Origin of the sequence: Prauserella sp. PE36 (assembly GCF_003311655.1) — a bacterium.
In the GTDB taxonomy this organism is placed as follows: Bacteria; Actinomycetota; Actinomycetes; order Mycobacteriales; family Pseudonocardiaceae; genus Prauserella_A; species Prauserella_A endophytica.
Map to the genome: position 1 here is coordinate 92,949 of NZ_QEQT01000032.1, position 25,517 is coordinate 118,465.

Genomic DNA, 25,517 nt, shown 5'->3' on the forward strand with positions numbered 1-25,517 from the left:
ACATGCTTGTCTTCGAGGACATCGGGTACGAGGTGGCGGATGCGACCGCGATCATCACCGTTGATCGCCCGGAACGGCGCAACTCGTTCCGTGCCATCACGGCCGAGAAGCGTCCACCGCGGTTCGCCCGGTGAAGATGCGGAACAGTGATGACCGACAAGGAGTGTTGTCCGATGTCCGAGAGCACGATCGAAGTCGAGGAGCACGAAGGCGTGGCCACCGTCTGGCTGGCCCGCCCGGATGCCTTGAACACGATCAACAAGGCCGTGGCCAAGGACCTCCGCGCCACCGGCTACCGGCTGGCCGCCAAGCGGGACCTCCGGGCCGTCGTGATCAGGGGCCGCGGCTCCTGCTTCAGCGCGGGCGGAGATGTCACGATGTTCAGCGACCATATGGATGACATCGCCACCTATATGCTGGACGTGATCCCCGACTTCCACGAGTTCCTCCTCACGCTGCGCGGCCTGTCCGCGTCCACGGTGGCCGCAGTCCACGGGGTCGCCGCCGGTGGAGGCCTTTCTCTCGCGTTGGCGTGCGACTTCGTCGTGGCCGAGTCGGGCGCCCGCTTCGCCACCGCCTACCGCAAGCTCGGCGCCACCGCCGATGGTGGAATCACCCACTCCCTCACCCACCTGGTCGGACCTCGTCGAGCGCTGGACCTGATGCTTCGCAGCGACGGGATCGGCGCGGAGGAAGCGGTCGCGATAGGACTGATCAACCGGCACGTCCCGGCCGCGGACTTCGACGCGGAGCTGTCCTCCCTCGTCTCGTCCTTGGTGGTGACGTCGCCGCTCGTGGTGCGAGAGGTGAGGAATCTCGTCCACGGCGCGGTGTCCAGCACCTTCGCAGCCCAGTTGCGGGCCGAGACGTCGAGCTTCGTGAGGAGCGCCGAGACGATGGACTTCCGTGAAGGTGTTGCCGCCTTCATGGACAAGCGCACACCGGTGTTCGTGGGGCGATGAAAGGCGGAGAAGTGGGAGCTTTTGCGAACAAGACGGTCTTCCTGACCGGCGGCAGTCGGGGAATCGGCCGCGCCATGGCCGTTCGCCTGGCCTCGGAGGGCGCCAACATCGTGGTGGCCGCCAAGACGGTCGAGGACTCGGACGCCTTGCCGGGGACGATCTACACGGTTGCCCGGGAGATTCGCGCGGCAGGCGGCGAAGCCTTGCCGCTGCGGCTGGACATCCGCGACGACGAGGGGGTGAGAAAAGCTGTCGCCGCCGCGGTCGCCGAGTTCGGACGCCTGGACATCGTCATCAACAACGCCAGTGCGATCAGCCCCACGGGACTGCTCGACACGCCGCTGCGGCGCTACGACCTCCTGATGGACGTCAACACCCGGGGGACCTACAGCGTGCTGTTCCACGCACTGCCGCATCTGCTGCAGGGGGACAACCCGCACGTCCTGACATTGTCGCCCCCGCTGCCGACGACCGGCGTGTGGCTGGGCCGCTATCTCGCCTACGCGCTGTCGAAGTACGGCATGACCCAGTGCGCGCTGGGCGTGGCGGCCGAGTTCAAAGACCAAGGCTTGGCCTCGAACACGTTGTGGCCGCGCACGATGATCTCGACCGATGCGGTCCGGGTCCACTACCCCGAGGACTTCGCTACGGGCCGGCACCCGGACATCATGGCCGAGGCTGCGGCGCGCATACTCGCCAAGCCGAGCGGCGAGTTCAGCGGGCACACGCTCATCGACGAGGACTTCCTGCGCCAAGAAGGCATCACCGACTTCGACCGGTATGCCATCACGCCGGCAGCCCGCCTCAGCGCGGACATCCTCCTCGAGTGAGCGCTGCCCCCACACACCGGCCCCGGGAGCATGCGCACGTTCGGAGAAGAGCAGGGATGGACACGATCAACATCAGTGGCAAAGCCGCGATCATCGGCGTGGGCAACACCGCGTACACGCGCGGCACAGACCGCACCGAGACCGAGCAGTGCCTCGGCGCGGCGATCGCCGCGTGCCGGGACGCCGAGATCGACCCCGCCGGCGTCGACGGTGTCGTCATGGGCTGGCGAGACCAACCCAGCAACGAGGACTTCATCAACGCTCTCGGCATCAGAGACCTGAAGTACCACGCGCACGTCCACATCGGTGGCGCCTCGCCAACTGCCGCTGTCTTCAACGCCGCGATGGCAGTGGCGACCGGCGTCGCGAGCCGGGTCATCGTCGTGGCGGGATGGAACGCGTTCAGCGGTCCGAGCCGACTCAGCCAGCTCTCCGACCGGCCGACGGTCGTGAACGTCCCGGGCAAGGCGTTACGAGAGAACCTGGAAGCACCGCTCGGTCTGCTGGCGCCCATGCAGTGGTACAGCTTCCACGCCAACCGATGGATCCACGACTACCACATCGACCGGGATGCGATGGCGACCGTGGCCCTCACCGCGCGGGCCCACGCGCACCTCAACCCGAAGGCGTACATGCGGGACCGCCCGATGACGCGAGACGACTACTACGCCAGTCAGATGCTCGTCGAGCCGTTCCGGAAGCTCGACGTATCGCTGGAGACCGATGGCGCCGCTGCCGTGCTCGTCTCGTCGGCGGTTTCGGCGGAGTCCAGCCGCAGCCCGATCTACATCGCCGGTGGTGCCGAGGGACACGCGGACTCACCCGACGACCTGCTCAACCGACCCGACCTGCTTGACATGGGAATCGGTCGCGCGGCCCCCCGTGCGTTCGAGATGGCCGGCGTCCGGCCTGAGGACTTCGACTTCGCCGAACTCTATGACTGCTTCAGCTTCATCGTGCTCCGCCAGCTCGAGGAGATGGGTTTTTGTGATCGAGGCGAGTCCCCCGACTTCGTGAAGGACGGTCGCATCGCCCTCGGAGGCGAACTCCCGGTGAACACCCACGGTGGGCTGATGTCGGAGGCGCACGTCCTGGGGATCAACCACGTTGTCGAGGCGGTGTGGCAGCTGCGTGGGGAGGCCGGTGAACGGCAGGTCGCCGGTGCGGAACTCGGCCTCGTCACCGGCTACGGCGATTTCGGTGACGGTTCGGCACTCGTGCTGCACAACTGAGAGGTAGAAGTATGAACCGGATTCCGGCCTCCACGATCGAACAGGAGGCCGCTGGCCTCCCGTTGCCGCTGAACGGCGAGGATCCGCTCTTCGCGCCCCATCTGCGGGCCCTGGCGCACGGCGAGCTCCTCGTCCGGCAGTGCATGAGCTGCAGGACCAAGCAGTGGCCTCCCCGGCCGTTCTGCCGCCACTGCCAGTCGGAGGACTTCAGCTGGATCCAGGCACCGGGAGCGGGGACGATCGCGAGCTTCTCGATCGCCTACCGCGCCTTCCACCCGAGCTACGTCGACCACCTGCCGGCCGCGACAGCGCTGGTCGATGTCGAGCCGGGCATCCGGATCGCGGGCCGCTGGGTCGGAGAACTCGACGAGCTGGAGATCGGCGCCAACGCCCGGCTTGTCGTCGACGACTGGGCTGAGCATGGCGTCTCCGCGGCTTGGTCGAGAGTGGAGGGCCAGTAGGACCACCGCACGGGCTATCCGGAACGCTCTCCGACGTGCCTCAGGAAGTCGACGATGATCACGCAGATCCGTTCGGGGTCCTCGAACATCGGATAGTGACCGATACCGTCGATCGTGAGCTTCTTACCGTCGGGTCTCCGACTGCGCTTACCTGAGCATTGCCATGCATCCAGCGCAGTTCCTGAGGTCGACCTGGATGCCGCGACGGTCGACATCGAGTGGACCCTCATCCGGGTGCGAGGCGAGGGCCTGCGGCGTATGCCCCCGAAGTCCGACAGCGGTGAGAGGGACGTTGCCGCTGCCGCCGTTCGCGGTCGACATGCTGCGTCGTCGTCGGCGTCTTGCCTTGCTGGATCGGGACCTGCGTCCGGGTAGCGTCGTCCCCAGTGTTTCCAGACGCGCTCGGTGGTGGCGTGATCCGAGCAACACCCGGCGGGACCTGCGCACAGCTCGAGGCACGGACGGCTTCGCCTGGGTGACCTCACATGTCTTCCGCAAGACGTGCGCGACCATCCTGGATGAGGCCCGCTTCACACCTCGACAAATTGCCGATCAGCTCGGGCACGCCCGGCCGTCGCTGACCCAAGACGTGTACGTCGGGCGCAAAGTCGCGAACCCAGCGACAGCCGACGCGCTGCAAGAGGGACTAGATACGTAGTCAGCAACGAAAAGGTTGGGTTCTGGTTGACCGCGATCTTGAAAGCAGAAACCCCAGGTGCTCTGACCTGGGGTGGAAGTGCGCCATCAGGGACTCGAACCCCGAACCCGCTGATTAAGAGTCAGCTGCTCTGCCAATTGAGCTAATGGCGCGCGTCGTGCGGTCTGGAACCCGCGTTCGTGGTTCCCCCTCAGCGACGAGAGAAACAGTAGCACGGCGCCTCCTTGCCCCTGTCGAGCACCCCTGCCAACACGACTGAGCACGACTTGGCAACAGCCGCACACGCTGTGCGACGAATGGGGCAGACTGGGGCCCACAACTGGGGTAATAAGGACACGAAAGTGATGGTCGCCGATGAAACGTCGGGGTGTGCGCGGCCCGTTTCCGGGGGTTCGGCTGGTATCGATCGTGGCGCTGGCGGGTGCGCTGCTCGCGGGCTGCACGTCTGCCGCGAGCGACGAGCGCTCCACAGATCAGGGCTCGGACACCTCGCAGACCACCGCACCTCCCGAGCCCGTCTCGCTCAGCCTGTCGATCGCCGAGGGTGCGCAGAACGTGGAGCCGGGACAACCGATCACCGCGAACGCCACCAACGGCAAGATCACGGAGGCGTCGCTGGTCGGCGCCCACGGCACGGTCGTGAAAGGAGGCCTCACGCCGGACGGCACGTCGTGGCAGTCGGCGGAGCCGCTCGGTTACGGCAAGACCTACACGCTCACGGCCAAGGCGACGGGCCAGGACGGCAAGCCCGCCACCGCCACCTCGACGTTCACGACGGTCACTCCCGCGCAGACGGTCAGCGTCTCGATGAACGTCCAGGACGGCCAGACGGTCGGGGTGGGCATGCCGCTGATCTTCACGTTCTCTGACGACATCACCGACAAGGCGGCGGCCGAGAAGGCGTTGCGGATCACCACGCAGCCGCAGACGGAGGGGGCCTTCCACTGGTTCAGCGACGACCAGGCCACCTGGCGGCCGAAGGAGTACTGGCAGCCGGGCACCACGGTGTCTGTCGACGCCGGCATCTACGGCAGGAACCTGGGTGATGGCACCTACGGTGCCGAGGACAAGGCCGCGAACCTCACGATCGGGGACAAACTGGTCGCGATCGCCGACGGTGCGACCCACCGCATGAAGGTGTACGTCAACGACCAGGAGGTCAGGACGATGCCGATCTCCATGGGCAAGCCGTCGAGCCCGACACCGAACGGCACCTACACCGTCATGAGCGAGCACAACGGCTACACCATGGACTCCAGCACCTACGGTGTCGCGGTCGACAGCAGCCAGGGCTACCGGCTGTGGGTCGAGTACGCGGTGCGCCTGTCCTACAGCGGGATCTTCTACCACTCGGCGCCCTGGTCGGTGGGCTACCAGGGCAACACCAACACCAGCCACGGCTGCATCAACCTCTCCACGGAGAACGCCGCGTGGCTGATGGAGACCTCGAAGCCCGGCGACGTCGTGACCGTGCAGAACGCGGGCGAGCAGGTCCTCGAGCCGACCGACGGCTGGAGCGTCTGGCAGCTGTCGTGGGAGCAGTGGATCGCCGGCTCGGAGGAATAGGGCCTGGATACGACTGTGGCGGCCGCCCCACGAAGGGCGGCCGCCACAGTTCGTTCTGGGGTGAGTAACGGGACTTGAACCCGCGACCCCCTGGACCACAACCAGGTGCTCTACCGACTGAGCTATACCCACCATGCGAGGAGCCTGCTGAGCACCTCGGCTAGAATATCGTAGCGTGTCGCCTCAGCGACCATGAACCGGGTTGCTCAAGACCGTGCGCGCAGCACCTCGTCGGCGGCGGCCCTGGCCTGTTCGGTGCTCGGGCCCGGCTGGGCGACGAAGGCGGTCCTGCGGTAGTACTCCAGCTCGCCGATGGACTCCTTGATGTCGGCGAGCGCGCGGTGGGCGAGGCCCTTCTCCGGCTTGGCGTAGTAGATCCGCGGGTACCAGCGGCGCACGAGCTCCTTGACGGACGACACGTCCACCATGCGGTAGTGGAGGTAGGCGTCGAGCTCGGGCATGTCCCTGGCGATGAAACCGCGGTCGGTGCCGATCGAGTTGCCCGCCAGCGGCGCCGTCTGGGCGTCGGGCACGTGGGCGCGGACGTAGTCGAGCACCTTGCGCTCGGCTTCCTCGAGCGTGACCGTCGAGCGGCGCACCTCCTCGGTGAGCCCGGAGCGGGCGTGCATGTCGCGCACCACGTCCGGCATGTTCGCCAGCGCCTCGTCATCGGCGTGGATGACCAGGTCGAGGCCCTCGCCGAGTACTCGAAGCTCGGCGTCGGTCACGAGTACGGCGATCTCGATGAGGGCGTCCTTCGCCAGGTCGAGCCCCGTCATTTCACAATCGATCCAGACAAGACGGTCGGTCACCCGGCCACACTAACGTGACGTGCTTCCGACCGCTTGTCACGCTCCGTTCTCGATGTTGTCGATGATCGTTCTCGCGTCGTTGATGGGGATGGCGAAGCCGATGCCGACGCTGCCCGAGCCGGACGGCGAGTACATCGCGGAGTTGATGCCGATGACCTCTCCCGCCGAGTCGACCAGCGGGCCACCCGAGTTGCCTTGGTTGATCGAGGCGTCGGTCTGGATCGCGGTGTAGCTCGGCGAGTCGGACGTCTGGTCGAACGCCTGCCGTCCGAAGGGCGACTGCGGCTCCTGTCCGGAGAGGTCGGAGAGCTTGCGGTCGACGGCGCTCACGATGCCCGACGTGACGGTGTTCTGCAGGCCGGCGGGGGAGCCGATCGCGACGACCTCCTGGCCGACCTTCAGGGAGTCGGAGTCGCCAAGGACGGCCGGGGTGAGGCCGCTCGCGTCCCTGGCCTGCAGCACGGCGATGTCCGCCTTCTCGTCGGCGCCGAGCACGCTTGCCCGGTAGGTGGTGCCGTCCGACAGCGTGACGGTGACGTCTCCGACCGCGTCGCTCACCACGTGCGCGTTGGTGAGGATCCGGCCGTCCTCGCTGAGGATCACGCCGGAGCCGAGGGACTGGCCGCCGGGGACCGACGCCTCGATCTGCACGACGCTCGGCAGCACCCTCTCGGCGACGCCGCTCACGTCCGCCGAGCCGGTGGAGACCTGCTGGCCGGTGGTCGACCCAGCCGAGCTCGTCGACGGTGAGCTGCCCGCGCCGTCGTGCGCCGCCGTGACGAACGCGGCACCTCCTGCACCGCCGACCAGCGCGGCGACCACGGCCGCGGACGTCACGAGCACGCCGACGCGGCCGGAGATCGTCCGTTTTCTCGGCGGTTCCCGGAACGGCGGATGGGCGTGCTGTTGTGGCGGCGGGCCCGTTTGGTGGGTGAACAGCGGATTGGTGTGTTGCCGCGGAGCCTGGGGGTTCTCGGTCATGTTTCAAGCGTGGTCCCGGTTCGTGAGAGCAGGCTGAGGGTCAGCGCTCACTTGGCTGAGAGTTGCCGTCCAGTGCGATCGCCAGCGTCGCCCATTGGCGGGGTGACACCGATCCGGCCGGTGCCGCCGGGTCGATGCCGCAGGACTTGAGCGCACGGTGTGGTTTCCTGCCCGTCAGTTCGGCGACGGTCGCCCTGACGCTGCGCGCCGGCGCGCGGTAGGCGGCCTCGAGCAGCGCCCACAGCGCCCGCTCCGCACTCCGGCCCAGTCCTGCCCTGCGCCGGATGTTCAGCTGGGCGGAGTCCACAGTGGGCGCGGGGCGGAAACAGCGGGCCGGGACGCGGCGTTCGAGTGAGAGGTCGAAGCGCCCCGCCCACCACGCCAGCTCCTTGGTCCTCGGCACGGAGGTGGTGAGCCGTTTGGCGAAGCCCCATTCCACGATCAACGCCGCGCGGCGCAGGGCCGTCACCTTCGGTGTCAACAGCCTGCGCAGCAGTGCCGTCGAGATGGAGTACGGAATGTTCGCCACGACGAGGAAATCCTTGCGGGGCAAGGGAAAACTGCGGGCGTCGGCCGTGACCACTCGTACGTTGGGGTGCTGGGAGACCCGCTTGCTGAGCTTTCGGGCGAAGGCGGGATCGCGTTCGACGGCGATCACCCTTGCGCCGGTTCTCGCCAGCGGTGCGGTGATCGCGCCGAAGCCCGCGCCGAAGTCCACCACCAGATCGGCGGGGCCCGGTGAGCAGAAGCTGATCAGGCTTTCGGCGATGCTGTGCGAGGCGAGGAAATGGACACCGGACGGGTTGGGGACTGGTTTCCGGGCAGGAGAATGGCCGGATTGCGGCATGGTGCGACTCCGTCATGACAGAGGGAAACGCGCCGAGGGAGGCGCGCGCGGACGTCATGGCGCAGCGACCGAAGCCGGCCGGAAAGGGCTCAGGAGATGGGCACGACGCGTTCGCCCGTCAGCTCAGCCGGGCGAACGCGGAGGTGCCTGAAGTGGACTCGCAGCCGCTGCGATCAGGCGTGGCGCGGCCGAAGCCGGACGAACGCCACGCAGCGGTTGCACAAAGTTCCCATGCGAGAAACGTAGCAAGGTAGTGCAACCGAATTATTCGCCGCGGCGTGGTGAGGTCTCCGTTCGTGGCGTTCTCACCGTGATCCGGGTGCGAACGGATCCGTTGGCGCACTTGGTACTCCCGTGCTGTCGCGATGTCGTTCTACGGTCGGCACATCACGTTCGGACGATCTGCCGAGAGGTGCACGATGCTGACCACCGCCAGGAGAACCATCCGCCCGACCACCGTCGAGTTCGAGATATGCGGCGACTTCGACCTCACCCGGTGCGCGGCCTTTCCCGCGGACCGCTCCCCGGCCGGGCGTGCCGCAGAGGACGATCCGGGAACGCTTCGCCTGGCGTTTCCTCTGGACGGCACGGGCGAACACGTGGGCGCCCTCGTGCGGCAACGAGCGCCCGATGTCGTGAGCGTCGAGGTCACGGCCACCCGTGAGGCCGTGCCCGCCGTCGCCGAGCAGGTCCGCCGGATGCTGTCGCTCGATGTCGACGGCACCGGGTTCGCCGATGCGGTCGCGGCCGATCCGGTCATGCGAACTCTCCGGGAACGACATCCGGGCCTGCGGCCGGTGCTCTTCCATTCGCCGTACGAGGCGGCGTGCTGGGCGGTGATCTGTGCCCGGCTCCGGGTGGCCCAGGCGGCGCTGCTGAAACAGCGGCTGGCCGCCCGGCTCGGGTGCGCCGTCGCCGTCGGCGGGCGGACCGTAGCGTCGTTCCCCTCGCCAGAGCAGTTGTGCGCTCTCGACGAGCAGCCAGGGTTGTCGGCGCAGAAACGGCAGCGGCTCGTCGCGATCGCCGGAGCCGCGCGGGAGGGCCTGCTCGACGCCTGGAGTCTGCGGGCGATGCCGGTGGAGGACGCGTTGGAGCGGGTGCGCGGCCTGGCGGGGGTCGGGCCGTTCTCGGCGGAGCTGATCGTGGTGCGCGGAGTCGGTCATCCCGATGTCTTCCCGAGGCACGAGCTGCGGCTGCACACGGTGATGGCCGCCGTCTACGGCACCGGGGTGGTCGAGGAGCTGGAGGACATCGCCCAGCGATGGCAGCCGTTCCGGAGCTGGGGTGCGTTCCTGCTCAGGTCGGTCGGCACCTCGGCGATCACCGGGAGCCGGCACGGGGGCGAGGAACGATAGCGCGGTGTGGAGCAACGCACCGGGGAAGGGGGTAACGGAGAGCAGACCGGCGTTGTGATGAGCTAGCCGGCGTGCAGTTGGCCGTCCAAGACAGCGAGATCTGGCGTGCGTTCGACCTGGACGCGGCCACGACCGGCACCATCGCCCTCGCCACGGGTGTGGTGGCGCTGCTCGTCGTGCTGCTGCGGACACCGTGGCGGCTCGCGCGCAACGTCATGACGATCGTGCACGAGGCGGGACACGCCGCCGTGGCGGTGCTGGCCGGCAGACGCCTGCAGGGCATCCGGTTGCACTCGGACACCTCGGGCGTCACGGTGTCGCGGGGCAAGCCGGAGGGGCCCGGCATGGTGCTCACCACGCTCGCGGGCTATCCGGCGCCCGCGCTGCTGGGGCTGGCCTTCGCGGGGCTGGTGTCGGGCGAGAACCTGAGCGCGGTGCTCGGCATCGCGGCGGTGCTGCTGCTGGGCGTGCTGGTGATGGTGCGCAACGCCTACGGGGTCTTCGCCGTGCTCGTGTCCGCGGCCGTGCTCGCCGCGATCGCGTGGTTCGCCGGGCCGGGTGTGCAGGCGGCGTTCGTCTACGTGATGACATGGTTCCTGCTGATCGGGTCGGTGCGGCCGGTGTTCGAACTGCAGGCCAAACGCCGCCGGGGTGCCGCGCGGGACTCGGACGCCGACCAGCTCGCGCGCCTCACCGGGCTGCCCGCCGCGATCTGGCTGCTCGTCCTCGGGGTCCTGACACTCACCTGTCTCGTCGTCGGCGGAATGCTGCTGGTGGAGCCCGCCGTGCCGGCGCCGCTGTGAACCCGGTCTCGTGCGCGCTCAAGCAGGACCAGCCCGGCAGTCTCGCCACGCCGTGCGGCACACTGGGGTGCTGACACCGGTTGGGTCGAGAGGCTGTTGTGCGTCGCGCGTCGCGACGAGTGGTTGAGAGGGCTGTGCTGTGACGGACGAGGTCGCCAAGGCTGTCGAGGAGTGCGCGCGTGCGGCGAAGGGGGCGGCTCCGTCCCTCGCCGCGGCGTCGGACGAGGCGATCGACATGGCCCTGCGGGGCATGGCGCAGCGTTTGCTCGACCACCGCGACGAGGTGCTCGAGGCCAACGTCGCCGACGTCGAGCGGTCCACGGCCGACGGCATGAGCGCCGGCCTGCTCGACCGGCTCACGATCACCGACGAGCGGCTCACCGGGATGGCCGAGCAGCTGCGCCTGCTGGCCGGTGCCCCGCACCAGGAGCGCTCCGTCGAGGTGTCCACACTCGACGGTGGCCTGCGCCTGGTGGAGCGGCGGCGGCCGGTCGGCGTCATCGGCGCCAACTACGAGGCCAGGCCGAACGTGACGGTCGACGTGGCGTCGCAGCTGGTGAAATCGCGCAACGCCGGTGTGCTGCGCACGGGCTCGGCCGCGCTGGGCTCGGCACAGCGGCTGGTCGAGGTGGTGATCGCGCCCGCGCTGGCCGAAGCAGGCATCGACGCCGACGTGATCCAGCTCGTGCCGCGCGTCGAGCGGGAGGCCGCCGCGGCGCTGGTGAGCCTGCCGGGTCTGGTGCCGTTGGTCATCCTGCGCGGCAGCGGCGACAGCACCCGCGCGCTGGCCACCGAAGCGGCCACGCACGGTGTGCGGACGCTCGCCCACGCCGATGGCGGTGGCGTGCTGTACGTGGACGCGGCCGCCGACGCGGAGAAGGTGCGCTCGCTCGTCGGCGCGAGCCTCGACCGGCTCGGCGTCTGCAACCGGCTGAACCTGCTGCTGATCAACGACGCGGTCTACGACGAGCTGTGGCCACTGGTGTCGGAGGCGCTCGCCGGGCGGGACGTGAGCCCGTCGCTGCCGCCGTACGAGCACGCCATCGGTTACGAGTGGGCGCTGGACTCCGACCGGGAGGCCACGGTCACCGTCGCGCGGGTCGCCGACCTGGCGGAAGCGGTGGCGATCGCCAACGAGCAGACCTCCGGTCTGGCCGCGGGCATCGCGACCGAGGACGCGGCGGCCGCCGAGGCGTTCTTCGACGGCTACCAGGGCACCGGCGTGTTCTGGAACGCGCCGACCCGGCTGCTGGACGGCTTCAAGCTGCTCGGCGTGCCCGAGACCGGCATCAACCTGGACAGGGTGCCGGGACCGCGTGGTCCCGTCACCTACACCGACCTGTACGTCCGCCAGTACGCGGTACTGCCCGCAGGGCGCTGAACGCATCGACGCCGGTTCGACCAGTACCGTCGATGGTTGTCCCTGCCTGGGGAAGTCAACGGGCGTGGCGTCGCCGAAACCCGTTCCCTGGATCAGGAGGTCCACCACCATGACTGAAAACGAATCGGACACCGTGGCGAGCTTCGCCGACCTCCAGCTGCGCCAGGAGCTGCTCGACGCGCTCACCGGTCTCGGCTACGAGGAGCCGACGCCCATCCAGCGGGCGGCCATCCCGCCGCTGCTGCAGGGCCGTGACCTCGTCGGCCAGGCCGCCACCGGCACCGGCAAGACCGCCGCGTTCGCGCTGCCGATCCTGCAGCGGATCACCGGGCACGGCGCGGGCGTCAAACCCAAGGCGCTCGTGCTCGCACCCACGCGTGAGCTCGCCGTCCAGGTCTCCGAGGCGATGCACCGCTACGGACACGAGCTGGGTACGCGCGTGCTGCCGATCTACGGCGGCCAGCCGATCGGGCGGCAGCTGAAGGCGCTGGAGCGGGGCGTCGACGTCGTCATCGCCACGCCGGGCCGCGCGCTCGACCACATCTCCCGCGGCACGCTTTCGCTCGGTGAGCTGACCATGGTGGTGCTCGACGAGGCCGACGAGATGCTCGACATGGGCTTCGCCGAGGACATCGAGGCGATCTTCCAGAACATCCCCGAGGAGCGGCAGACGATGCTCTTCTCGGCGACGATGCCGCCGCGCATCAGCGGCATGGTGGACCACTACCTCACCGACCCGGCGCGCATCGAGCTCGGCCGGGCAGCCTCGGCGAAGGACGAGCCGTCGAAGGTGCGGCAGAGCGCGTACGTGGTGCCGAGGGGCCACAAGCCGGCGGCGCTCGGGCGAATGCTCGACGCCGAGTCGCCCACGGCCGCGATCGTCTTCTGCCGCACCCGCGAGGAGGTCGACCAGCTCACCGAGACGCTCAACGGCAGGGGCTACCGGGCCGAGCCGCTGCACGGCGGCATGAACCAGCAGCAGCGCGACCGGGTGGTGGAGCGGCTGCGGTCGGCCACCGCCGATCTCGTGGTGGCCACCGACGTCGCCGCGCGCGGGCTCGACATCGAGCAGCTCACGCACGTCGTCAACTACAACGTGCCGAGCGCGCCCGAGTCGTATGTGCACCGCATCGGTCGCGTGGGCAGGGCCGGGCGCGAGGGCACCGCAATCACGCTCGCCGAACCCCGCGAGCACCGGATGCTCAAGACCATCGAGCGCGTCACCGGCATGAAGATCGCCGTCCGGAAGCTGCCGACGATCGCCGACGTGAAGGCCCAGCGCCTCGAGCAGACCAGGGCCGCACTGTGGGAGAGCCTGCAGGATTCCGACGGCCTCGACCGCTTCCGCGCGGTGGTGGAGCCACTGGCCGATGAGTTCGACGTGATGGAGGTGGCGCTCGCCGCGGTCAAGCTCGTGCACGAGGCGGACGGCACGATCACCGACGAGGAGGAGATCCCCGAGGTCACCTCGTGGCCGCCCGCCGACGGCAGGCGCGGCCGCAAGGACGGGCCCGGTGGGCGCGAGCCGCGCCGCGGGCGGGCCGTGGGCCGGGGTATGACCCGCCTGTTCGTCGGCGTCGGGCGCACGGCCGGGGTCCGCCCGCAGGATCTCGTCGGCGCCATCGCGGGGGAGTCGCGGCTGCGTGGACGCGACATCGGGGCCATCGACATCGCCGACCGGTTCTCGCTGGTCGACGTTCCCGAGGGCGCAGCCGACGACGTGATCGCCGCGTTGAAGGGCACCACGATCAAGGGCCGCAAGGCCACGATCCGCCGCGAGCGGTTCCAGTCGCGCTGAGGCGGATCAGTGGCGGGGGTCGCGGCGGCCGGTCAGGCCGAGCAGGTCGGCGGCCAGCTGCTGGCCGCTCTCGAACGGGCCGCCCGTGTCCCTCGCCCTGCGCAGCGCCGACGGGCGGACGCGGCTGTAGCCGCGCACGGACACCGGGCGCCGTGAGCGGACCTCGTACGCCGGTTCGCCCGCGAGTTGCTTCGCCAGTTCCCGGTCCACCAGGATCGTGCCCGGCCGGGCGAGGGAGGTGAGCCTGCTCGCCAGGTTCACGGTCTCGCCGTACACGTCGCCGAAGCGGCTCAGCACCCGCCCTGCCGCGAGCCCGGCCCGCACCGGCGGCAGCTCTTCGTCGGCGCTCGTGCGCTCCGAGAGCGTCAGCGCGATCTCGGCGGCGGCCACCGGCGCGTCGGCCACGAACAGCACCTCGTCGCCGATCATCTTGACCACGCGCCCCCTGCCCTCGGCGATCACCTCGGTGGCGAGCCCCTCGAAGCGCTCCAGCACGTCGCCCAGCGCGGACTCGTCGATCCGGCGCGTCATGCGCGTGTAGCCGACCATGTCCACGAAGCCCACGACCTCGGTCCTGGACTCCAAATCCTCGTCGGGCGCCGCGAGCGCCCGGCCCGCGTACGCCCCGAGGTGCCGCCGCCACACAAAGCTCTGCACCTGCTCGAGCTGCGGCACCAGCTGCTCCACGAGCTTGATGAGCTTGCGCTCGTCAGCGGCCAGCTCAGGGCGTTCCCGGATGAGCGACCACAGCAGGTCCGCCTGCCACTCCGCGAGCCGGGACATGTGCAGGCCGAGCGCCCGCGTCACCGCGGTCTCCAGCTCCTGGTCGAAGACGCCCGCGTCGATCATGCGGTCCGCGATGCGGACGGCCTCGACGTCGGCGTCTGTGAACACCACCTGGTCGTCGGGCACGGCGGCGAAGCCCAGCGCTCGCCAGAGCTGCCGGGTCCGCTCCTCGGGCACCCCGGAGCGCTCGGCGACCTGGAGCCGGGTGTACTTGCGCTTGCCACCCAGCAGGATGCGCTCCAGCCTGCGCTGCAAAGCCTCGTCGGCCATCGCGCCTACGTCGTGTGCACGATGAGCACGTCGACGCCAGACTTGCGCGCCACCTCCGACGGCACGGAGCCCAGGATGCGGCCTGCGAGCGTGTTGAGTCCTCGGTTGCCGACCACGAGCAGGTCGGCGGAGCGGTCCTTGACCACCGAGCGCAGCGCGTCGACGGGCTCGCCGCGCACGGCGACCGTCTCGATCTTCACCGCGCCCGCTCGCGCGGCCCGGTCGCGCGCCGACTGCAGCGTGTCCTCGGCCGGGGCCGACCCGACGACCTGGTATGCCTCGTCACGCAGCTCGTCCTGGGCTCGCTCGACCTCCTGCTTGCTCGCCGGGTAGTACGCACAGGCGATCACCAGCGTGGCAGCGGCGTCGGCGGCGACGGCTGCCGCACGGTCGACGGCGGCGAACGACGAGTCCGAGCCGTCGATGCCGACGACCACGGTCTGATAGGCGGCCATCAGGTCCTCCTGCAGGGTGCACGGGCAAGTCTGCACGAGGACAGTAGCGTGCCGCGCGGCACCGCGCAGCAGTAACCTACTCGCGAGTTAGGTTCTGAGCCGACGGTGGCGGTGGTCCTGAGGTCGCGGCGGGTGGGTGCTTCGGACCCGTCGGCGTCCTCGGCGGCGGCGGTGTCGGTCGTGGCCGGGGTGTCGGCGGTTGGTGGTGTGCCCGTTGTTGGGTGTCTTGTGGGCTTTGGCGGGCGGGGTGTGGGCGGTGCGCGGCGGGTCGTTTGTGGCCGCGCGGCGCCCTGGGGTCGGCCTATTCGTGGGTTGGTTTGGAGCCGACGGTGGCGGTGGTCCTGAGGTCGCGGCGGGTGGGTGCTTCGGACCCGTCGGCGTCCTCGGCGGCGGCGGTGTCGCTCGTGGCCGGGGTGTCGGCGGTCTGTGAGGCGCCGTCCTCGAGTGCCTCGTTGGCCTCCGCGAGCATGGCGCGGGCCGCGCGTACCTGTTCGGCGATCTTGCCGCGCAGCGTCCGCAGCGACTCGACCTTGGCCGTGGCCTCGGCCAGCCTGCGGTTGGCCTCCTCGGTGGCCTCGCGCACGCGGCGGTTGGCCTCGTCGGTCGCCTCGGCGACGCGCGCGTTGGCCTCGTTGATCGAGTTCTGCTTGCGCCGGTTGGCGTCCTCCACCGACTCGCGCTGCCTGCGGTCGATCTCCGTGCGCGCCTTGGTCTGCTCCTCGGCGACCTCCTTGCGGATGGCCGCCGCCTCCTCGGTGGCTTCGCGGACACGCCGCTCGGCCTCGGCCTTGCTGGCGGCCTCCTGCTCGGCGAGCAGGCGCATCGACTCCGTGCGCCGCGTCGCCATCGCGATCTCGAAGTCCTCTTCGACCTGCGTGCGGCGTTGCTCGGACTCGCGGTCGAGCCGGTCACGCTCCGCCTTGGCCGTCGAGGTGATCGACTCAGCCTCGGCCCGGGCGTCGGCGAGCACCTTGCGGTGCTCCGCCTCCATCTCCCTGCGGCGCTCGGCGAGCTCGGTGAGCAGCTGCTCGTACCGGGCGCGCATCGCGCTGGCGTCGGACTCCGCCTTCGCGCGGATGTGCCCGGCCTCGGCCTCCGCCCTCGCCTTGGTGTCGTTGGCCTCCTCCTGCGCGAGCCTCAGCATGCGCTGCAGGCGCTCGGAAAGACCCTCGATCGTGGTGGGTGGCTGCGCGAGCCGCTCGACCTGCCCGCGCAGGTCGTCGATCTCGATGCGGGCCGCCTCGAGCTGCCTCGCCAGGTCGCCCGCCTGCGAGATGGCCGCGTCCCGGTCGGACGTGAGCATCTTCAGGTCGGCGTCCAGCCGCTCGAGGTGTTCGTCGACCTGCGCACGGCTGTATCCACGCTTCTCGAAGTCGAAGCCGGCTCCCAGCGGCACGAGCTCCCGTTCTTCGCCAAGGCTCATGTACCCCACCCTAACGGGCGCCGAGAACTACACGCCGCGGAACGTCTCGATAGCGGGGAGGTGTTTCGCGCGCGTTTCCTCGTCGCGCACGCCGAGGCCTTCCTCGGGCGCCAGGCAGAGCACGCCGACCTTGCCCTGGTGGAGATTCCGGTGCACGTCGTAGGCGGCCTGGCCGGTGTCGGCCAGTGAGTACGTTTTGGACAGAGTCGGGTGGATGTGCCCCTTGGCGATCAACCGGTTGGCCTCCCACGACTCACGGTAGTTCGCGAAATGCGAGCCGATGATCCGCTTGAGGTTCATCCAGAGATAGCGGTTGTCGAACTGGTGCAGGTATCCCGACGTCGACGCGCACGTGACGATCGTGCCGCCCTTGCGGGCCGCGTAGACCGAGGCGCCGAACGTCTCCCTGCCGGGGTGCTCGAACACGATGTCCGGGTCCTCGCCGCCCGTCAGCTCACGGATCCGGGCGCCGAACCGCTGCCACTCCTTCGGGTCCTGGGTGGTCTCGTCCTTCCAGAACCGGTAGCCCTCGGCGGTGCGGTCGATGACGTGCTCGGCTCCGAGCCTGCGGCACAGTTCGGCCTTCTCCGGGCTGGACACCACGCACACCGGGATCGCGCCTCCGTTGAGCGCGTACTGCGTCGCGTACGAGCCGAGCCCGCCCGAGGCGCCCCAGATGAGCACCACGTCGCCCTGTTTCATGTCCGCGCCGTTGCGTGAGACGAGCTGGCGGTAGGCGGTGGAGTTGACCAGTCCGGGGCAGGCGGCCTCCTCCCACGTGAGGTGGGCCGGTTTCGGCATGAGCTGGTTGGCCTTGACCAGTGCGATCTCGGCGAGACCGCCGAAGTTGGTCTCGAAGCCCCAGATGCGCTGCTCGGTGTCGAGCATCGTGTCGTTGTGCCCGTCGGGCCCCTCGAGCTCCACGTCGAGGCAGTGCGCCACCACCTCCTGGCCCGGCTTCCACCGGTGCACGCCGGGACCGGTGCGCAGCACGACGCCGGAGAGGTCGGACCCGACGACGTGGTAGGGCTGGTCGTGGCGCTTGGCCAGTTCGGAGAGCCTGCCGTAGCGCTGCAGGAACTTGAACGTCGGCAGCGGCTCGAAGATCGAGGTCCACACGGTGTTGTAGTTGATCGCGCTGGCCATCACGGCCACGAGCGCCTCACCCGGCCCCAGCTCCGGCACCGGCACGTCGTCGAGGTGCAGCGACTTGCGCGGGTCCTTGTCGCGGCTCGGCAGGTCCGCGAACATCTCGACGTCCTCGGCGTGCACCGTGACGCCCCGGTAGGACTCCGGCATCGGCAGTGAGCCGACGGCCTCGGACTCGCCGGCGAGCACGGCCTGGAGGATCTCACTCAGCTCGTTCGCCATCGGGGGGCCTCCGTGAGGTCGGGTGAGTGGGGCTGGGCGGCTGAAGTTACCCGTAGGTAACCGCAGGCACAACTGTACGACCGCACAGGTCACCCGGCATGGCGCCGAGTTGCTCCGACCGTGACCGATCCGTGTTTGACCGGCCGGCCAACCAAGGCGCACGATGGAGGTGGAACCGCGTGCTCACGGTCTTCCCGCGGTGGACGCACCGGCGTGTTCGCCGCGTCGTTGCTGCTACTGGAGGTGATCACGATGGCAGATGTCTCGGCACGTCCCTGGACGCGTCCGCACGACTGGGCCGAGGTCGTGCTGGGTGCGGTGCTGGCCTTGTCCCCGCTCTGGATGGGCACCGACAACGCCGCGATGTGGACGATGATCGTGCTCGGCGCGCTCATCGCACTGGACGGGCTCGTGTCACTCGCGATGCCCGGCCTGATCTACGGCGAGGGTCTGCAGGTGGTCCTCGGTGCGCTGGCGTTCATCTCACCGTGGGTGATGACCTACACGGAGTTCGACGGCGCGGCCTGGACGTCCTGGATCGTCGGCGCCCTGACGGTGCTCGCGGGAGCGGCGGCGCTGCCCGTCGCCAACTCCGTCCACCGCACGGTGCGCGGACACTGACAGCCAGGGCGCGCCTCCCAGCCCCCGTTGCCCGCTGGGCGGGGCAGGGAGCAGAGAGACAAGCCCAGTCCCCTTCGCGGACCCGCGACCACGCCGGTACGGCGTCGTCGCGGGTCCCGCGGCCGTGCGCGGCGCGCTATCGTGACCGCGGGCGGTGAGGCGTCGAAAGGGGGAGAGATGGCTCGCCAGCAGGCCGATGATCCATCGGCCAGGGAGCGCATCCTCCTCGCCGCGGAGCACCTGTTCGCCGAGACCGGCTTCGACGCGACCCCGACGTCGCGGATCGCCGAGGTGGCCGGGGTGCCCAAGGGGCTCGTGCACTACTACTTCCGCCGCAAGCGCGACCTGCTGACCGCGCTGGTCGAGCGGCTACCCGACGAGCACATCGAGCCCGCGCACGTGGTGGTGCCCGGAGACATCGCCGAGAGCCTGCGCAGGCTCGTCGCCGAGCTCGACCGCAGGCTGTCCGCGTCGCGGGTGCTGTCGCACCTGCTCTGGCGGGAGGCCGACACGCACCGGGCCGTGCGCGACGCGCTGCAGACCCGGTACGAGGTGCTGGTCAAGCAGGTGCGCACGGTGATCCTCGCGGCGGCGGGCGCGGGCACGCTCGCGCTCGCCGACGTCGACAGCGCCTCGGCGCTGCTCGCGCTCGCGGTGAGCTACCGGCACTCGATGGCCCGGCACACCGGTGAGGGCTCCGCCGACGAGATGGAGCGCGAGTTGATGTTCATCGCGGGCGCGCTCACCTCGCGGGCGAACGACTCAGTGCCCGGCGGCGGGCTCGACTAGCTCCACCAGCACGCCACCGGCGTCCTTCGGGTGGACGAAGTTGACCCTGCTGCCCGCCGTGCCGCGCCTGGGCTCCGGGTAGAGCAGGCGCAGCCCCTTCGCCCGCAGCGCCTCGGCGGCCGCCTCGATGTCGGTGACCCGGTAGGCCAGCTGCTGCAGGCCGGGGCCCCTGGTGTCGAGGAACTTGCCGATCGTGGAGTCCGGCCGCAGGGGCGCGAGCAGCTGTACCGCGGGGCCGTGCTCGTCGCCGGGCGCGTGCAGCATCGCCTCCCGCACGCCCTGCTCCTCGTTGACCTCGGTGTGTGTGGCTTCGAGGCCGAAGTTCTCCGCGTAGAACGCGATGGCCTCGTCGAGGTCGGGGACGGCGACGCCGACGTGGTCGATCGTCGTGATGAACGGCTTCAGTGCCTCCTGCATGGAGGCAGAATAGGGGGACGACACAGGCGCCGGACGTGCGGATGTTCACACCCCGCGCGGCCCTTCGCGTTCGATTCAGAAGGCGCCGGTGCCGGTATCGTCGACGAAGCGGCTCGTGCAGCGAGGCAGCGTGTCGATCGAGATTTCAGGAGGCTGTTGTGTCCGGTTCCGTGATCCTGGGTGCCGCCCGTACGCCGATCGGCCGGCTGCTCGGCTCGTTGAAGGACTTCTCCGGAGCACAGCTCGGCGGTATCGCCATCAAGGCCGCGCTGGAGCGCGCCGGTGTGGCCCCCGAGGCCGTGCAGTACACGATCATGGGTCAGGTCCTCACCGCGGGCGCTGGCCAGATCCCGGCGCGGCAGGCCGCCGTCGCCGCGGGCATCCCCATGAACGTGCCCGCGCTGAGCATCAACAAGGTGTGCCTCTCCGGGCTCGACGCCATCGCGCTGGCCGACCAGCTCATCCGTGCCGGTGAGTTCGACCTCGTCGTCGCCGGCGGGCAGGAGTCCATGACGCAGGCGCCGCACCTGCTGCCCAAGTCGCGCTCCGGCTTCAAGTACGGCGACACGACGCTCGTGGACCACATGGCCTACGACGGGCTGTTCTGCGCGTTCGACCAGGTCGCGATGGGCAGCTCCACCGAGAAGTACAACGCCCGCTACGGCCTGACCCGGGAGCAGCAGGACGCCTTCGCGGCGCGTTCGCACCAGCTCGCCGCCAAGGCCATCGCGAACGGGACCTTCGCGGACGAGATCGCCGAGGTCTCGATCCCCCAGCGCAAGGGCGACCCGATCGTCTTCAGCGCCGACGAGGGCGTGCGCGGCGACACCACCGCCGACGGCCTCGCCAAGCTGCGGCCCGCCTTCGCCTCCGACGGCACGATCACCGCCGGCTCGGCCTCGCAGATCTCCGACGGCGCCGCCGCCGTGGTGGTGGCGAGCAAGGCCAAGGCCGAGGAGCTGGGGCTCACGCCGCTCGCCGAGATCGGCGCGCACGGCGTGGTCTCCGGCCCGGACGCGAGCCTGCACGAGCAGCCGTCGAACGCGATCAAGGCCGCGCTCGCCAAGGCGAAGCTCGACGTGGGCGCGCTCGACCTCGTGGAGATCAACGAGGCGTTCGCCGCCGTCGGGCTCGTCTCCACGGAGAAGCTCGGCGTGGACCCCGACATCGTGAACGTCAACGGCGGCGCCATCGCGCTGGGCCACCCGATCGGCGCCTCCGGCGCGCGGCTCGCCGTGCACCTCGTGCACGAGCTGCGCCGCCGCGGTGGCGGGCTCGGTGCGGCCGCGCTGTGCGGTGGTGGCGGTCAGGGTGACGCGCTGCTGATCAGTGTCCCCTAGGGCGCGCCCTACTGACGTCACCGGGCTCGTCGAGCAGGCGCGGGGCGGCTCGCCCCGTGCCGTCGCCCGGCTGCTCTCCCTCGTCGAGGACGCGCACCCGCAGCTGCCGGAGATCGCGGCCGCGCTGACGCCCCACACCGGCAACGCGCGGGTCGTGGGACTCACCGGGCCGCCGGGTGTCGGCAAGTCGACCTCCACGTCGATGCTGCTCAGCGCGCTGCGTGAGCAGGGCAAGCGGGTCGGTGTACTCGCGATCGACCCGTCGTCGCCGTTCTCCGGCGGTGCGCTGCTCGGTGACCGCATCAGGATGACCGAGCACGCCACCGACCCCGGCGTGTTCATCCGTTCCATGGCCACCCGCGGTCACCTGGGCGGGCTCGCCTGGGCCACACCGCAGGCGGTGCGGGTGCTCGACGCGGCGGGCTTCGATGTGGTGCTCATCGAGACCGTCGGCGTTGGACAGTCCGAAGTGGATGTCGTACGGCTCGCCGACACCACCGTGGTGCTGCTGGCCCCCGGCATGGGCGACGGCATCCAGGCCGCCAAGGCCGGAGTGCTGGAGATCGCCGACGTCTTCGTGGTCAACAAGGCCGACCGCGACGGCGCCGACGCGACCGTGCACGACCTGCGGCAGCTGATCGCCATGAGCCGCAGGGGCGTCACCGGCCCGGCGTGGCGGCAGCCGATCGTGCCCACCGTCGCGGCCGAGGGCAAGGGCGCCGCCGACGTGCTGCAAGCCCTGCGGGACCACCACGACTGGCTCGCCGCGCACGGCGAGCTGGAGCGCAGGCGGACCGTGCGGGCGAGCGCCGAGGTCGAGGCCATCGCGCTGCGGCGGCTGCGCGCCGAGCTGGGCGAGCTGCGGGGCGGCGACCGGCTCGCCGGGCTCGCGCGCCGTGTGGCGGCCCGCGAGCTCGACCCGTTCACGGCAGCGGATGCCCTGGTGGCCGACCTGCGCGGTCAGTAGCCCCCGGCGACCGCCCGCAGCGTCGCACCGGCGTCGCTGGTGAGCGGCTCGCCGTGGCCGAAGCACACCACGCGCGGATCGAGGACGGCCAGCCGCTTCAGCGCCGCGACCGTGCGCTCGCGATCCTGGTTGAACACGCCGAGCAGCACGTCGCCGCCGTGCTCGGCGACCGTGTCCCCGGTGAAGAGCACGCCGTGCGCCGGCAGGTGCACGGCGATGCTGCCCTCGGTGTGGCCGGGAACCCAGAGCGCCACGGCGCCGTCGCCGAAGCCCAGGTCGTCGCCGTCGTCCACCTCCACGTCGAGCTCGGCCGGCGGGCCCGCCAGGTGCCCGCTCACGGCTTCGAACAACGGGCGCTCCCAGTCCTCGAGCACCGGCGGCGAAACCGGTTCCCCGCTGCGGACGTACGGCGCGTCGAGCCGGTGCGCGGACACGGTCGCGTCGCTCCACGCGCGGACTTCGGCCAGCGAGCCGGTGTGGTCGCCGTGGGCGTGCGTGATCACGATCCGGCGCAGCTGCCCGCCGAGGTCCTCGACCGCCCGCCGGATCTCCATGCCCTGCCCGCGCGGGCCCGCGTCGACGAGCGTCAGCCCGTCCGCGTCGCGCCACAGGTACGCCTGCCCGACGTCGAAGCGGAGCAGGTGCAGCCGGTCGGTCAGCTCGACGATGTCCATGCATCGCAACGTATTCGGCAGCCGCAGGGCGGGCACGCGAATCCGCTCAGGGCGAAACGCCGGCCAGCGTCCGGCCCAGCGCCTCCAGCGTCGCCGAGAACGCGTGCTCGGCCGGGGTGGCGTAGCCGAGCACGAGCCCCTGCGGATGGTCGCCCGGCGTGATCCAGTGTGGACCGAGCCCCTGCAGCGCAAGGGATTGCCGCTTCGCGGACGCCAGCACCTCGGCCTCGCCAGGACCTCCCTCTGGAAGCGTGAGCAGCAGCTGCACGCCCGCTGAGATGCCGTGCGGCGTCAGGTAGCCCGGCAGCGTGGCGAGCAGCCGGTCGCGGCGGGCTCGGTAGGCGGCGCGGCAGCGGCGCACGTGCCGGTCGTAGTCGCCGGAGCCGATCAGGTCGGCGAGCACGAGCTGCTCCAGCACGGGGGTGCGCCAGCCGTGGGTAGCCATCGCCGCACGCACCGGTTCCACGAGCGCGCGCGGCAGCACGAGCCAGCCGAGCCGCAGCCCGGGCGCGAGCGTCTTGCTCGCCGTGCCCGCGTAGGCCACGCGCTCCGGCGCGAGCGCCTGCAACGCGCCGACGGGCTTGCGGTCGTAGCGGAACTCGCCGTCGTAGTCGTCCTCGATCACGTACCCGCCCTGCTCACCCGCCCAGCGAGCCAGCTCGGCCCGCCTGCGCGGCGCGAGGGTCATGCCAAGCGGGTACTGGTGCGCGGGCGTCACCACCACGGCCGGACTGTCCAGTTCGGACACCCGGATCCCCGACTCGTCGACGGGCACCCCGGTGATCCGGGCGCCCGCCGCGTGGGCGTAGTCGCGGAAGACCCACAGCGACGGGTCTTCGAATGCCAGCTCGCCCCGTCCGCGCAACGCGATCGCCAGCAGCGAGATCGCGTGCGCGTAGCCCGCGCAGACGACGATCCGTTCCGGGTCGGCCACCACGCCACGGCTGCGGGCGAGGTAGCCCGCGAGCACCTCGCGCAACGGCGCGACCCCGCGCTCGTCGACGTAGCCGAACGCGGAGGCGGGCGCGTGCTGGAGCACCCGCCGGGTCGCCGACAGCCAGGCCGCGCGGGGGAAGGCGGACAGGTCCGGGTTGCCGGGCATGAGGCTCCAGCGGGCCTCGGGGGAGCGGAGCCGCCCGCGCGGCGCCGACGCCTGCTGGACGCCGTCGGCCACCACGACGGTCGGGGCGCCCTGGCTCGTGTGCACGTAGCCTTCGGCGGCGAGGTCGGCGTAGACGCGGGTGACCGTCCCGCGCGCGACGCCGAGGTCGCCCGCGAGCGCGCGCGTGGAGGGCAGGGCGTCGCCGTGAGCGAGCCTGCCCGTGCGGATGGCGTTGCGGATCGCGTCGGCGAGGCCGCGCCGCCCGGTCGACGGATCCCAGTCGAGGTGCACGTCCCGCGCCGAACTGGTCCATGATCCCGTCATGAAACTGGACCATACTCGTGGGCCAGTTCCGGTTACGTTGGCGGAGTGACGAAGCGAACCCAACTCAGCCCCGCGCTGCCCGAGGCGTACAAGACCCTGGTCGCCCTGCACACCACCGTGGAGAAGGCCGCGGCCGACGCCGGGCTCGACCAGCGCCTCATCGAGCTGGTGAAGATCAGGGCGTCGCAGATCAACGGCTGCGCGTTCTGCGTGGACATGCACTCGCGCGACGCGCGCAAGGCGGGCGAGACCGAGCGGCGGCTCTTCCTGCTCAGCACGTGGTGGGAGACCGAGCTCTACACCGAGCAGGAGCGGGCCGCGCTCGCGCTCACCGAGGCCATGACCCGTCTCCCGCAGCACCAGGACGTGCCCGACGACGTCTACGAGCAGGCCAAGGCGGTGTTCACGGAGGAGCAGTACGTGGCCGTCGCGTGGGCGGCCACGGTGATCAACGCTTTCAACCGCCTCGGCGTCACCAGCCGCAAGCCGCTGCCACCGGATCCACGGTGACCGCAGGCCGGCTCCGGGAGCTGCACGTGCCGGGCAGCCCGCTGGTGCTGCCCAACGTGTGGGACGCCGACAGCGCGCGCCTGGTGGAGGAGGCCGGGTTCCCGGTCGTGGCCACGAGTTCGGTGGCGGTGGCGCGGACGCTCGGCTACCGCGACGGCGAGCAGGCGCCTGCGGCCGAGATGCTCGCCGCGGCCACCCGGATCGCCCGTGCCGTGAGCGTGCCGGTGACGGTCGATGCCGAGGCGGGCTACGGCCTCGCGCCTTCGGAGCTCGCCGAGCGGCTGCTCGCCACGGGCGCGGTCGGCTGCAACCTGGAGGACACCGACCACGCGCGCGGTCAACCGCGAGACGCGGCCGAACAGGCCGACCGCCTGGCGGCGGTCCGGGAGGCGGCGGGCGAGGACCTCGTGCTCAACGCCCGCGTCGACGTCTTCCTCGGCGCCGGGGAAGACGCCGACGAGCAGGCCGTGCTGCCGGACGCGCTCGACCGCGCCCGCCGCTACCTGGCGGCGGGCGCGGACTGCGTGTACCCGATCAACGTGCGCGCGCCCGACGTGTTGCGGGCGTTCACCGAGGGGGTGCGCCCGGCGGCCGTCAACGCGACGTACCTGCCCGGCGGGCCGGACCTCACGGGCCTCGCCGGGCTCGGTGTCGCCCGGATCTCGCTCGGCGGCGGCCTCTGGAAGGCCACGCGCACGTGGCTGCACGGCACCCTCACCGCCCTCGCGGACGGCAAGCTCCCGTACTGACCCGGCCGCAGTGAAGGCCACCTTGCCTGCGCC

Annotated in this window: 27 protein-coding genes and 2 tRNA genes; 17 read left to right on the forward strand and 12 right to left on the reverse strand. The window is 70.6% G+C overall.

The window, feature by feature from the left end; all coding sequences use genetic code 11:
- Window positions 1-2: 2 nt before the first annotated feature.
- From DI005_RS39420 to DI005_RS38855, 6 genes are all read left to right on the forward strand, one after another.
- The gene (locus DI005_RS39420) at window positions 3-134 is read left to right on the forward strand and encodes a hypothetical protein (RefSeq protein ID WP_255565654.1); all 132 of its coding nucleotides are present in this window, start codon (window positions 3-5) and stop codon (window positions 132-134) included.
- A 39-nt stretch (window positions 135-173) separates the two neighbouring features.
- On the forward strand, window positions 174-962 hold the full coding sequence (locus DI005_RS02825; protein WP_112272965.1) for an enoyl-CoA hydratase/isomerase family protein: 789 nt from the start codon (window positions 174-176) through the stop codon (window positions 960-962).
- Between the two features lie 11 nt (window positions 963-973).
- Window positions 974-1,792 (forward strand): SDR family oxidoreductase, encoded by an 819-nt coding sequence (locus tag DI005_RS02830; protein WP_199542464.1) that lies wholly within the window; start codon window positions 974-976, stop codon window positions 1,790-1,792.
- Between the two features lie 56 nt (window positions 1,793-1,848).
- On the forward strand, window positions 1,849-3,024 hold the full coding sequence (locus tag DI005_RS02835; protein ID WP_199542467.1) for a hypothetical protein: 1,176 nt from the start codon (window positions 1,849-1,851) through the stop codon (window positions 3,022-3,024).
- Window positions 3,025-3,035: 11 nt separating this feature from the next.
- Window positions 3,036-3,485 carry a Zn-ribbon domain-containing OB-fold protein gene (locus DI005_RS02840; RefSeq protein ID WP_112272961.1) on the forward strand — a complete coding sequence of 150 codons (450 nt, stop codon included), beginning with the start codon at window positions 3,036-3,038 and terminating at the stop codon, window positions 3,483-3,485.
- Window positions 3,486-3,804: 319 nt separating this feature from the next.
- Entirely contained in the window at window positions 3,805-4,143 is a 339-nt protein-coding gene (locus DI005_RS38855) for a tyrosine-type recombinase/integrase (RefSeq protein ID WP_233519971.1), read from the forward strand.
- Window positions 4,144-4,222: 79 nt separating this feature from the next.
- Here the strand turns inward: DI005_RS38855 and DI005_RS02850 are convergent.
- Window positions 4,223-4,295: transfer RNA gene (locus DI005_RS02850), tRNA-Lys, on the reverse strand.
- 202 nt (window positions 4,296-4,497) lie between these two features.
- Between DI005_RS02850 and DI005_RS02855 the strand changes: the two genes are divergently transcribed.
- Complete coding sequence (locus DI005_RS02855; protein WP_113641173.1) at window positions 4,498-5,709, forward strand: Ig-like domain-containing protein; 1,212 nt, start codon at window positions 4,498-4,500, stop codon at window positions 5,707-5,709.
- Between the two features lie 56 nt (window positions 5,710-5,765).
- On the opposite strand, the gene DI005_RS02860 is transcribed toward DI005_RS02855, so the two are convergent.
- The 4 genes from DI005_RS02860 to DI005_RS02875 form a co-directional block, all read right to left on the reverse strand.
- Window positions 5,766-5,841 (reverse strand) — tRNA-His (locus DI005_RS02860).
- 74 nt (window positions 5,842-5,915) lie between these two features.
- A complete protein-coding gene (gene orn / locus DI005_RS02865) occupies window positions 5,916-6,521 on the reverse strand; it encodes an oligoribonuclease (protein WP_112272957.1) in 606 nt (201 codons plus the stop codon).
- 36 nt (window positions 6,522-6,557) lie between these two features.
- A complete protein-coding gene (locus DI005_RS02870; RefSeq protein WP_113641174.1) occupies window positions 6,558-7,502 on the reverse strand; it encodes a S1C family serine protease in 945 nt (314 codons plus the stop codon).
- A gap of 40 nt (window positions 7,503-7,542) precedes the next feature.
- Window positions 7,543-8,349: an rRNA adenine dimethyltransferase family protein gene (locus DI005_RS02875; protein ID WP_113641175.1), complete on the reverse strand. Its 807-nt coding sequence runs from the start codon at window positions 8,347-8,349 to the stop codon at window positions 7,543-7,545.
- Between the two features lie 419 nt (window positions 8,350-8,768).
- Between DI005_RS02875 and DI005_RS02880 the strand changes: the two genes are divergently transcribed.
- The 4 genes from DI005_RS02880 (at window position 8,769) to DI005_RS02895 (ending at window position 13,686) form a co-directional block, all read left to right on the forward strand.
- Window positions 8,769-9,704, forward strand: coding sequence for a DNA-3-methyladenine glycosylase (locus DI005_RS02880; protein WP_147263818.1), 936 nt, complete (start codon window positions 8,769-8,771; stop codon window positions 9,702-9,704).
- A gap of 71 nt (window positions 9,705-9,775) precedes the next feature.
- A complete protein-coding gene (locus DI005_RS02885) occupies window positions 9,776-10,507 on the forward strand; it encodes a M50 family metallopeptidase (protein WP_112272949.1) in 732 nt (243 codons plus the stop codon).
- Window positions 10,508-10,646: 139 nt separating this feature from the next.
- Window positions 10,647-11,888: an aldehyde dehydrogenase family protein gene (locus DI005_RS02890; protein ID WP_113641177.1), complete on the forward strand. Its 1,242-nt coding sequence runs from the start codon at window positions 10,647-10,649 to the stop codon at window positions 11,886-11,888.
- A 109-nt stretch (window positions 11,889-11,997) separates the two neighbouring features.
- On the forward strand, window positions 11,998-13,686 hold the full coding sequence (locus tag DI005_RS02895) for a DEAD/DEAH box helicase (RefSeq protein ID WP_112272864.1): 1,689 nt from the start codon (window positions 11,998-12,000) through the stop codon (window positions 13,684-13,686).
- Between the two features lie 6 nt (window positions 13,687-13,692).
- Here the strand turns inward: DI005_RS02895 and DI005_RS02900 are convergent, their stop codons facing one another.
- From DI005_RS02900 to ccrA, 4 genes are all read right to left on the reverse strand, one after another.
- Entirely contained in the window at window positions 13,693-14,742 is a 1,050-nt protein-coding gene (locus tag DI005_RS02900; RefSeq protein ID WP_113641178.1) for an adenylate/guanylate cyclase domain-containing protein, read from the reverse strand.
- Window positions 14,743-14,747: 5 nt separating this feature from the next.
- A complete protein-coding gene (locus DI005_RS02905) occupies window positions 14,748-15,197 on the reverse strand; it encodes a universal stress protein (protein WP_113641179.1) in 450 nt (149 codons plus the stop codon).
- Window positions 15,198-15,498: 301 nt separating this feature from the next.
- Complete coding sequence (locus DI005_RS02910; protein ID WP_112272858.1) at window positions 15,499-16,620, reverse strand: DivIVA domain-containing protein; 1,122 nt, start codon at window positions 16,618-16,620, stop codon at window positions 15,499-15,501.
- 27 nt (window positions 16,621-16,647) lie between these two features.
- On the reverse strand, window positions 16,648-17,991 hold the full coding sequence (gene ccrA / locus DI005_RS02915) for a crotonyl-CoA carboxylase/reductase (protein WP_113641180.1): 1,344 nt from the start codon (window positions 17,989-17,991) through the stop codon (window positions 16,648-16,650).
- Window positions 17,992-18,243: 252 nt separating this feature from the next.
- On the opposite strand from ccrA, the gene DI005_RS02920 reads away from it, so the two are divergent.
- Together DI005_RS02920 and DI005_RS02925 are read left to right on the forward strand one after the other, a co-directional pair.
- On the forward strand, window positions 18,244-18,612 hold the full coding sequence (locus DI005_RS02920) for an SPW repeat protein (RefSeq protein WP_112273224.1): 369 nt from the start codon (window positions 18,244-18,246) through the stop codon (window positions 18,610-18,612).
- A 177-nt stretch (window positions 18,613-18,789) separates the two neighbouring features.
- A complete protein-coding gene (locus DI005_RS02925; protein ID WP_112272855.1) occupies window positions 18,790-19,401 on the forward strand; it encodes a TetR/AcrR family transcriptional regulator in 612 nt (203 codons plus the stop codon).
- On the opposite strand, the gene mce is transcribed toward DI005_RS02925, so the two are convergent.
- Entirely contained in the window at window positions 19,375-19,818 is a 444-nt protein-coding gene (gene mce, locus DI005_RS02930) for a methylmalonyl-CoA epimerase (RefSeq protein WP_113641181.1), read from the reverse strand. The genes DI005_RS02925 and mce overlap by 27 nt on opposite strands.
- 158 nt (window positions 19,819-19,976) lie before the next feature.
- Here mce and DI005_RS02935 point away from each other — a divergent pair, with 158 nt between their 5' ends.
- Window positions 19,977-21,158, forward strand: coding sequence for an acetyl-CoA C-acetyltransferase (locus DI005_RS02935; protein WP_112272851.1), 1,182 nt, complete (start codon window positions 19,977-19,979; stop codon window positions 21,156-21,158).
- Window positions 21,148-22,125, forward strand: coding sequence for a methylmalonyl Co-A mutase-associated GTPase MeaB (meaB, locus tag DI005_RS02940; RefSeq protein ID WP_113641182.1), 978 nt, complete (start codon window positions 21,148-21,150; stop codon window positions 22,123-22,125). The genes DI005_RS02935 and meaB overlap by 11 nt, the downstream gene beginning before the upstream one ends.
- Here the strand turns inward: meaB and DI005_RS02945 are convergent.
- On the reverse strand, window positions 22,119-22,799 hold the full coding sequence (locus DI005_RS02945; RefSeq protein ID WP_113641183.1) for an MBL fold metallo-hydrolase: 681 nt from the start codon (window positions 22,797-22,799) through the stop codon (window positions 22,119-22,121). The genes meaB and DI005_RS02945 overlap by 7 nt on opposite strands.
- Before the next feature lie 46 nt (window positions 22,800-22,845).
- Complete coding sequence (locus DI005_RS02950) at window positions 22,846-24,225, reverse strand: PLP-dependent aminotransferase family protein (RefSeq protein WP_113641184.1); 1,380 nt, start codon at window positions 24,223-24,225, stop codon at window positions 22,846-22,848.
- Between the two features lie 45 nt (window positions 24,226-24,270).
- Between DI005_RS02950 and DI005_RS02955 the strand changes: the two genes are divergently transcribed.
- Together DI005_RS02955 and DI005_RS02960 are read left to right on the forward strand one after the other, a co-directional pair.
- On the forward strand, window positions 24,271-24,735 hold the full coding sequence (locus tag DI005_RS02955) for a carboxymuconolactone decarboxylase family protein (RefSeq protein WP_112272843.1): 465 nt from the start codon (window positions 24,271-24,273) through the stop codon (window positions 24,733-24,735).
- Complete coding sequence (locus DI005_RS02960; protein WP_113641185.1) at window positions 24,732-25,484, forward strand: isocitrate lyase/phosphoenolpyruvate mutase family protein; 753 nt, start codon at window positions 24,732-24,734, stop codon at window positions 25,482-25,484. The genes DI005_RS02955 and DI005_RS02960 overlap by 4 nt, the downstream gene beginning before the upstream one ends.
- The last annotated feature ends 33 nt before the right edge of the window (window positions 25,485-25,517 follow it).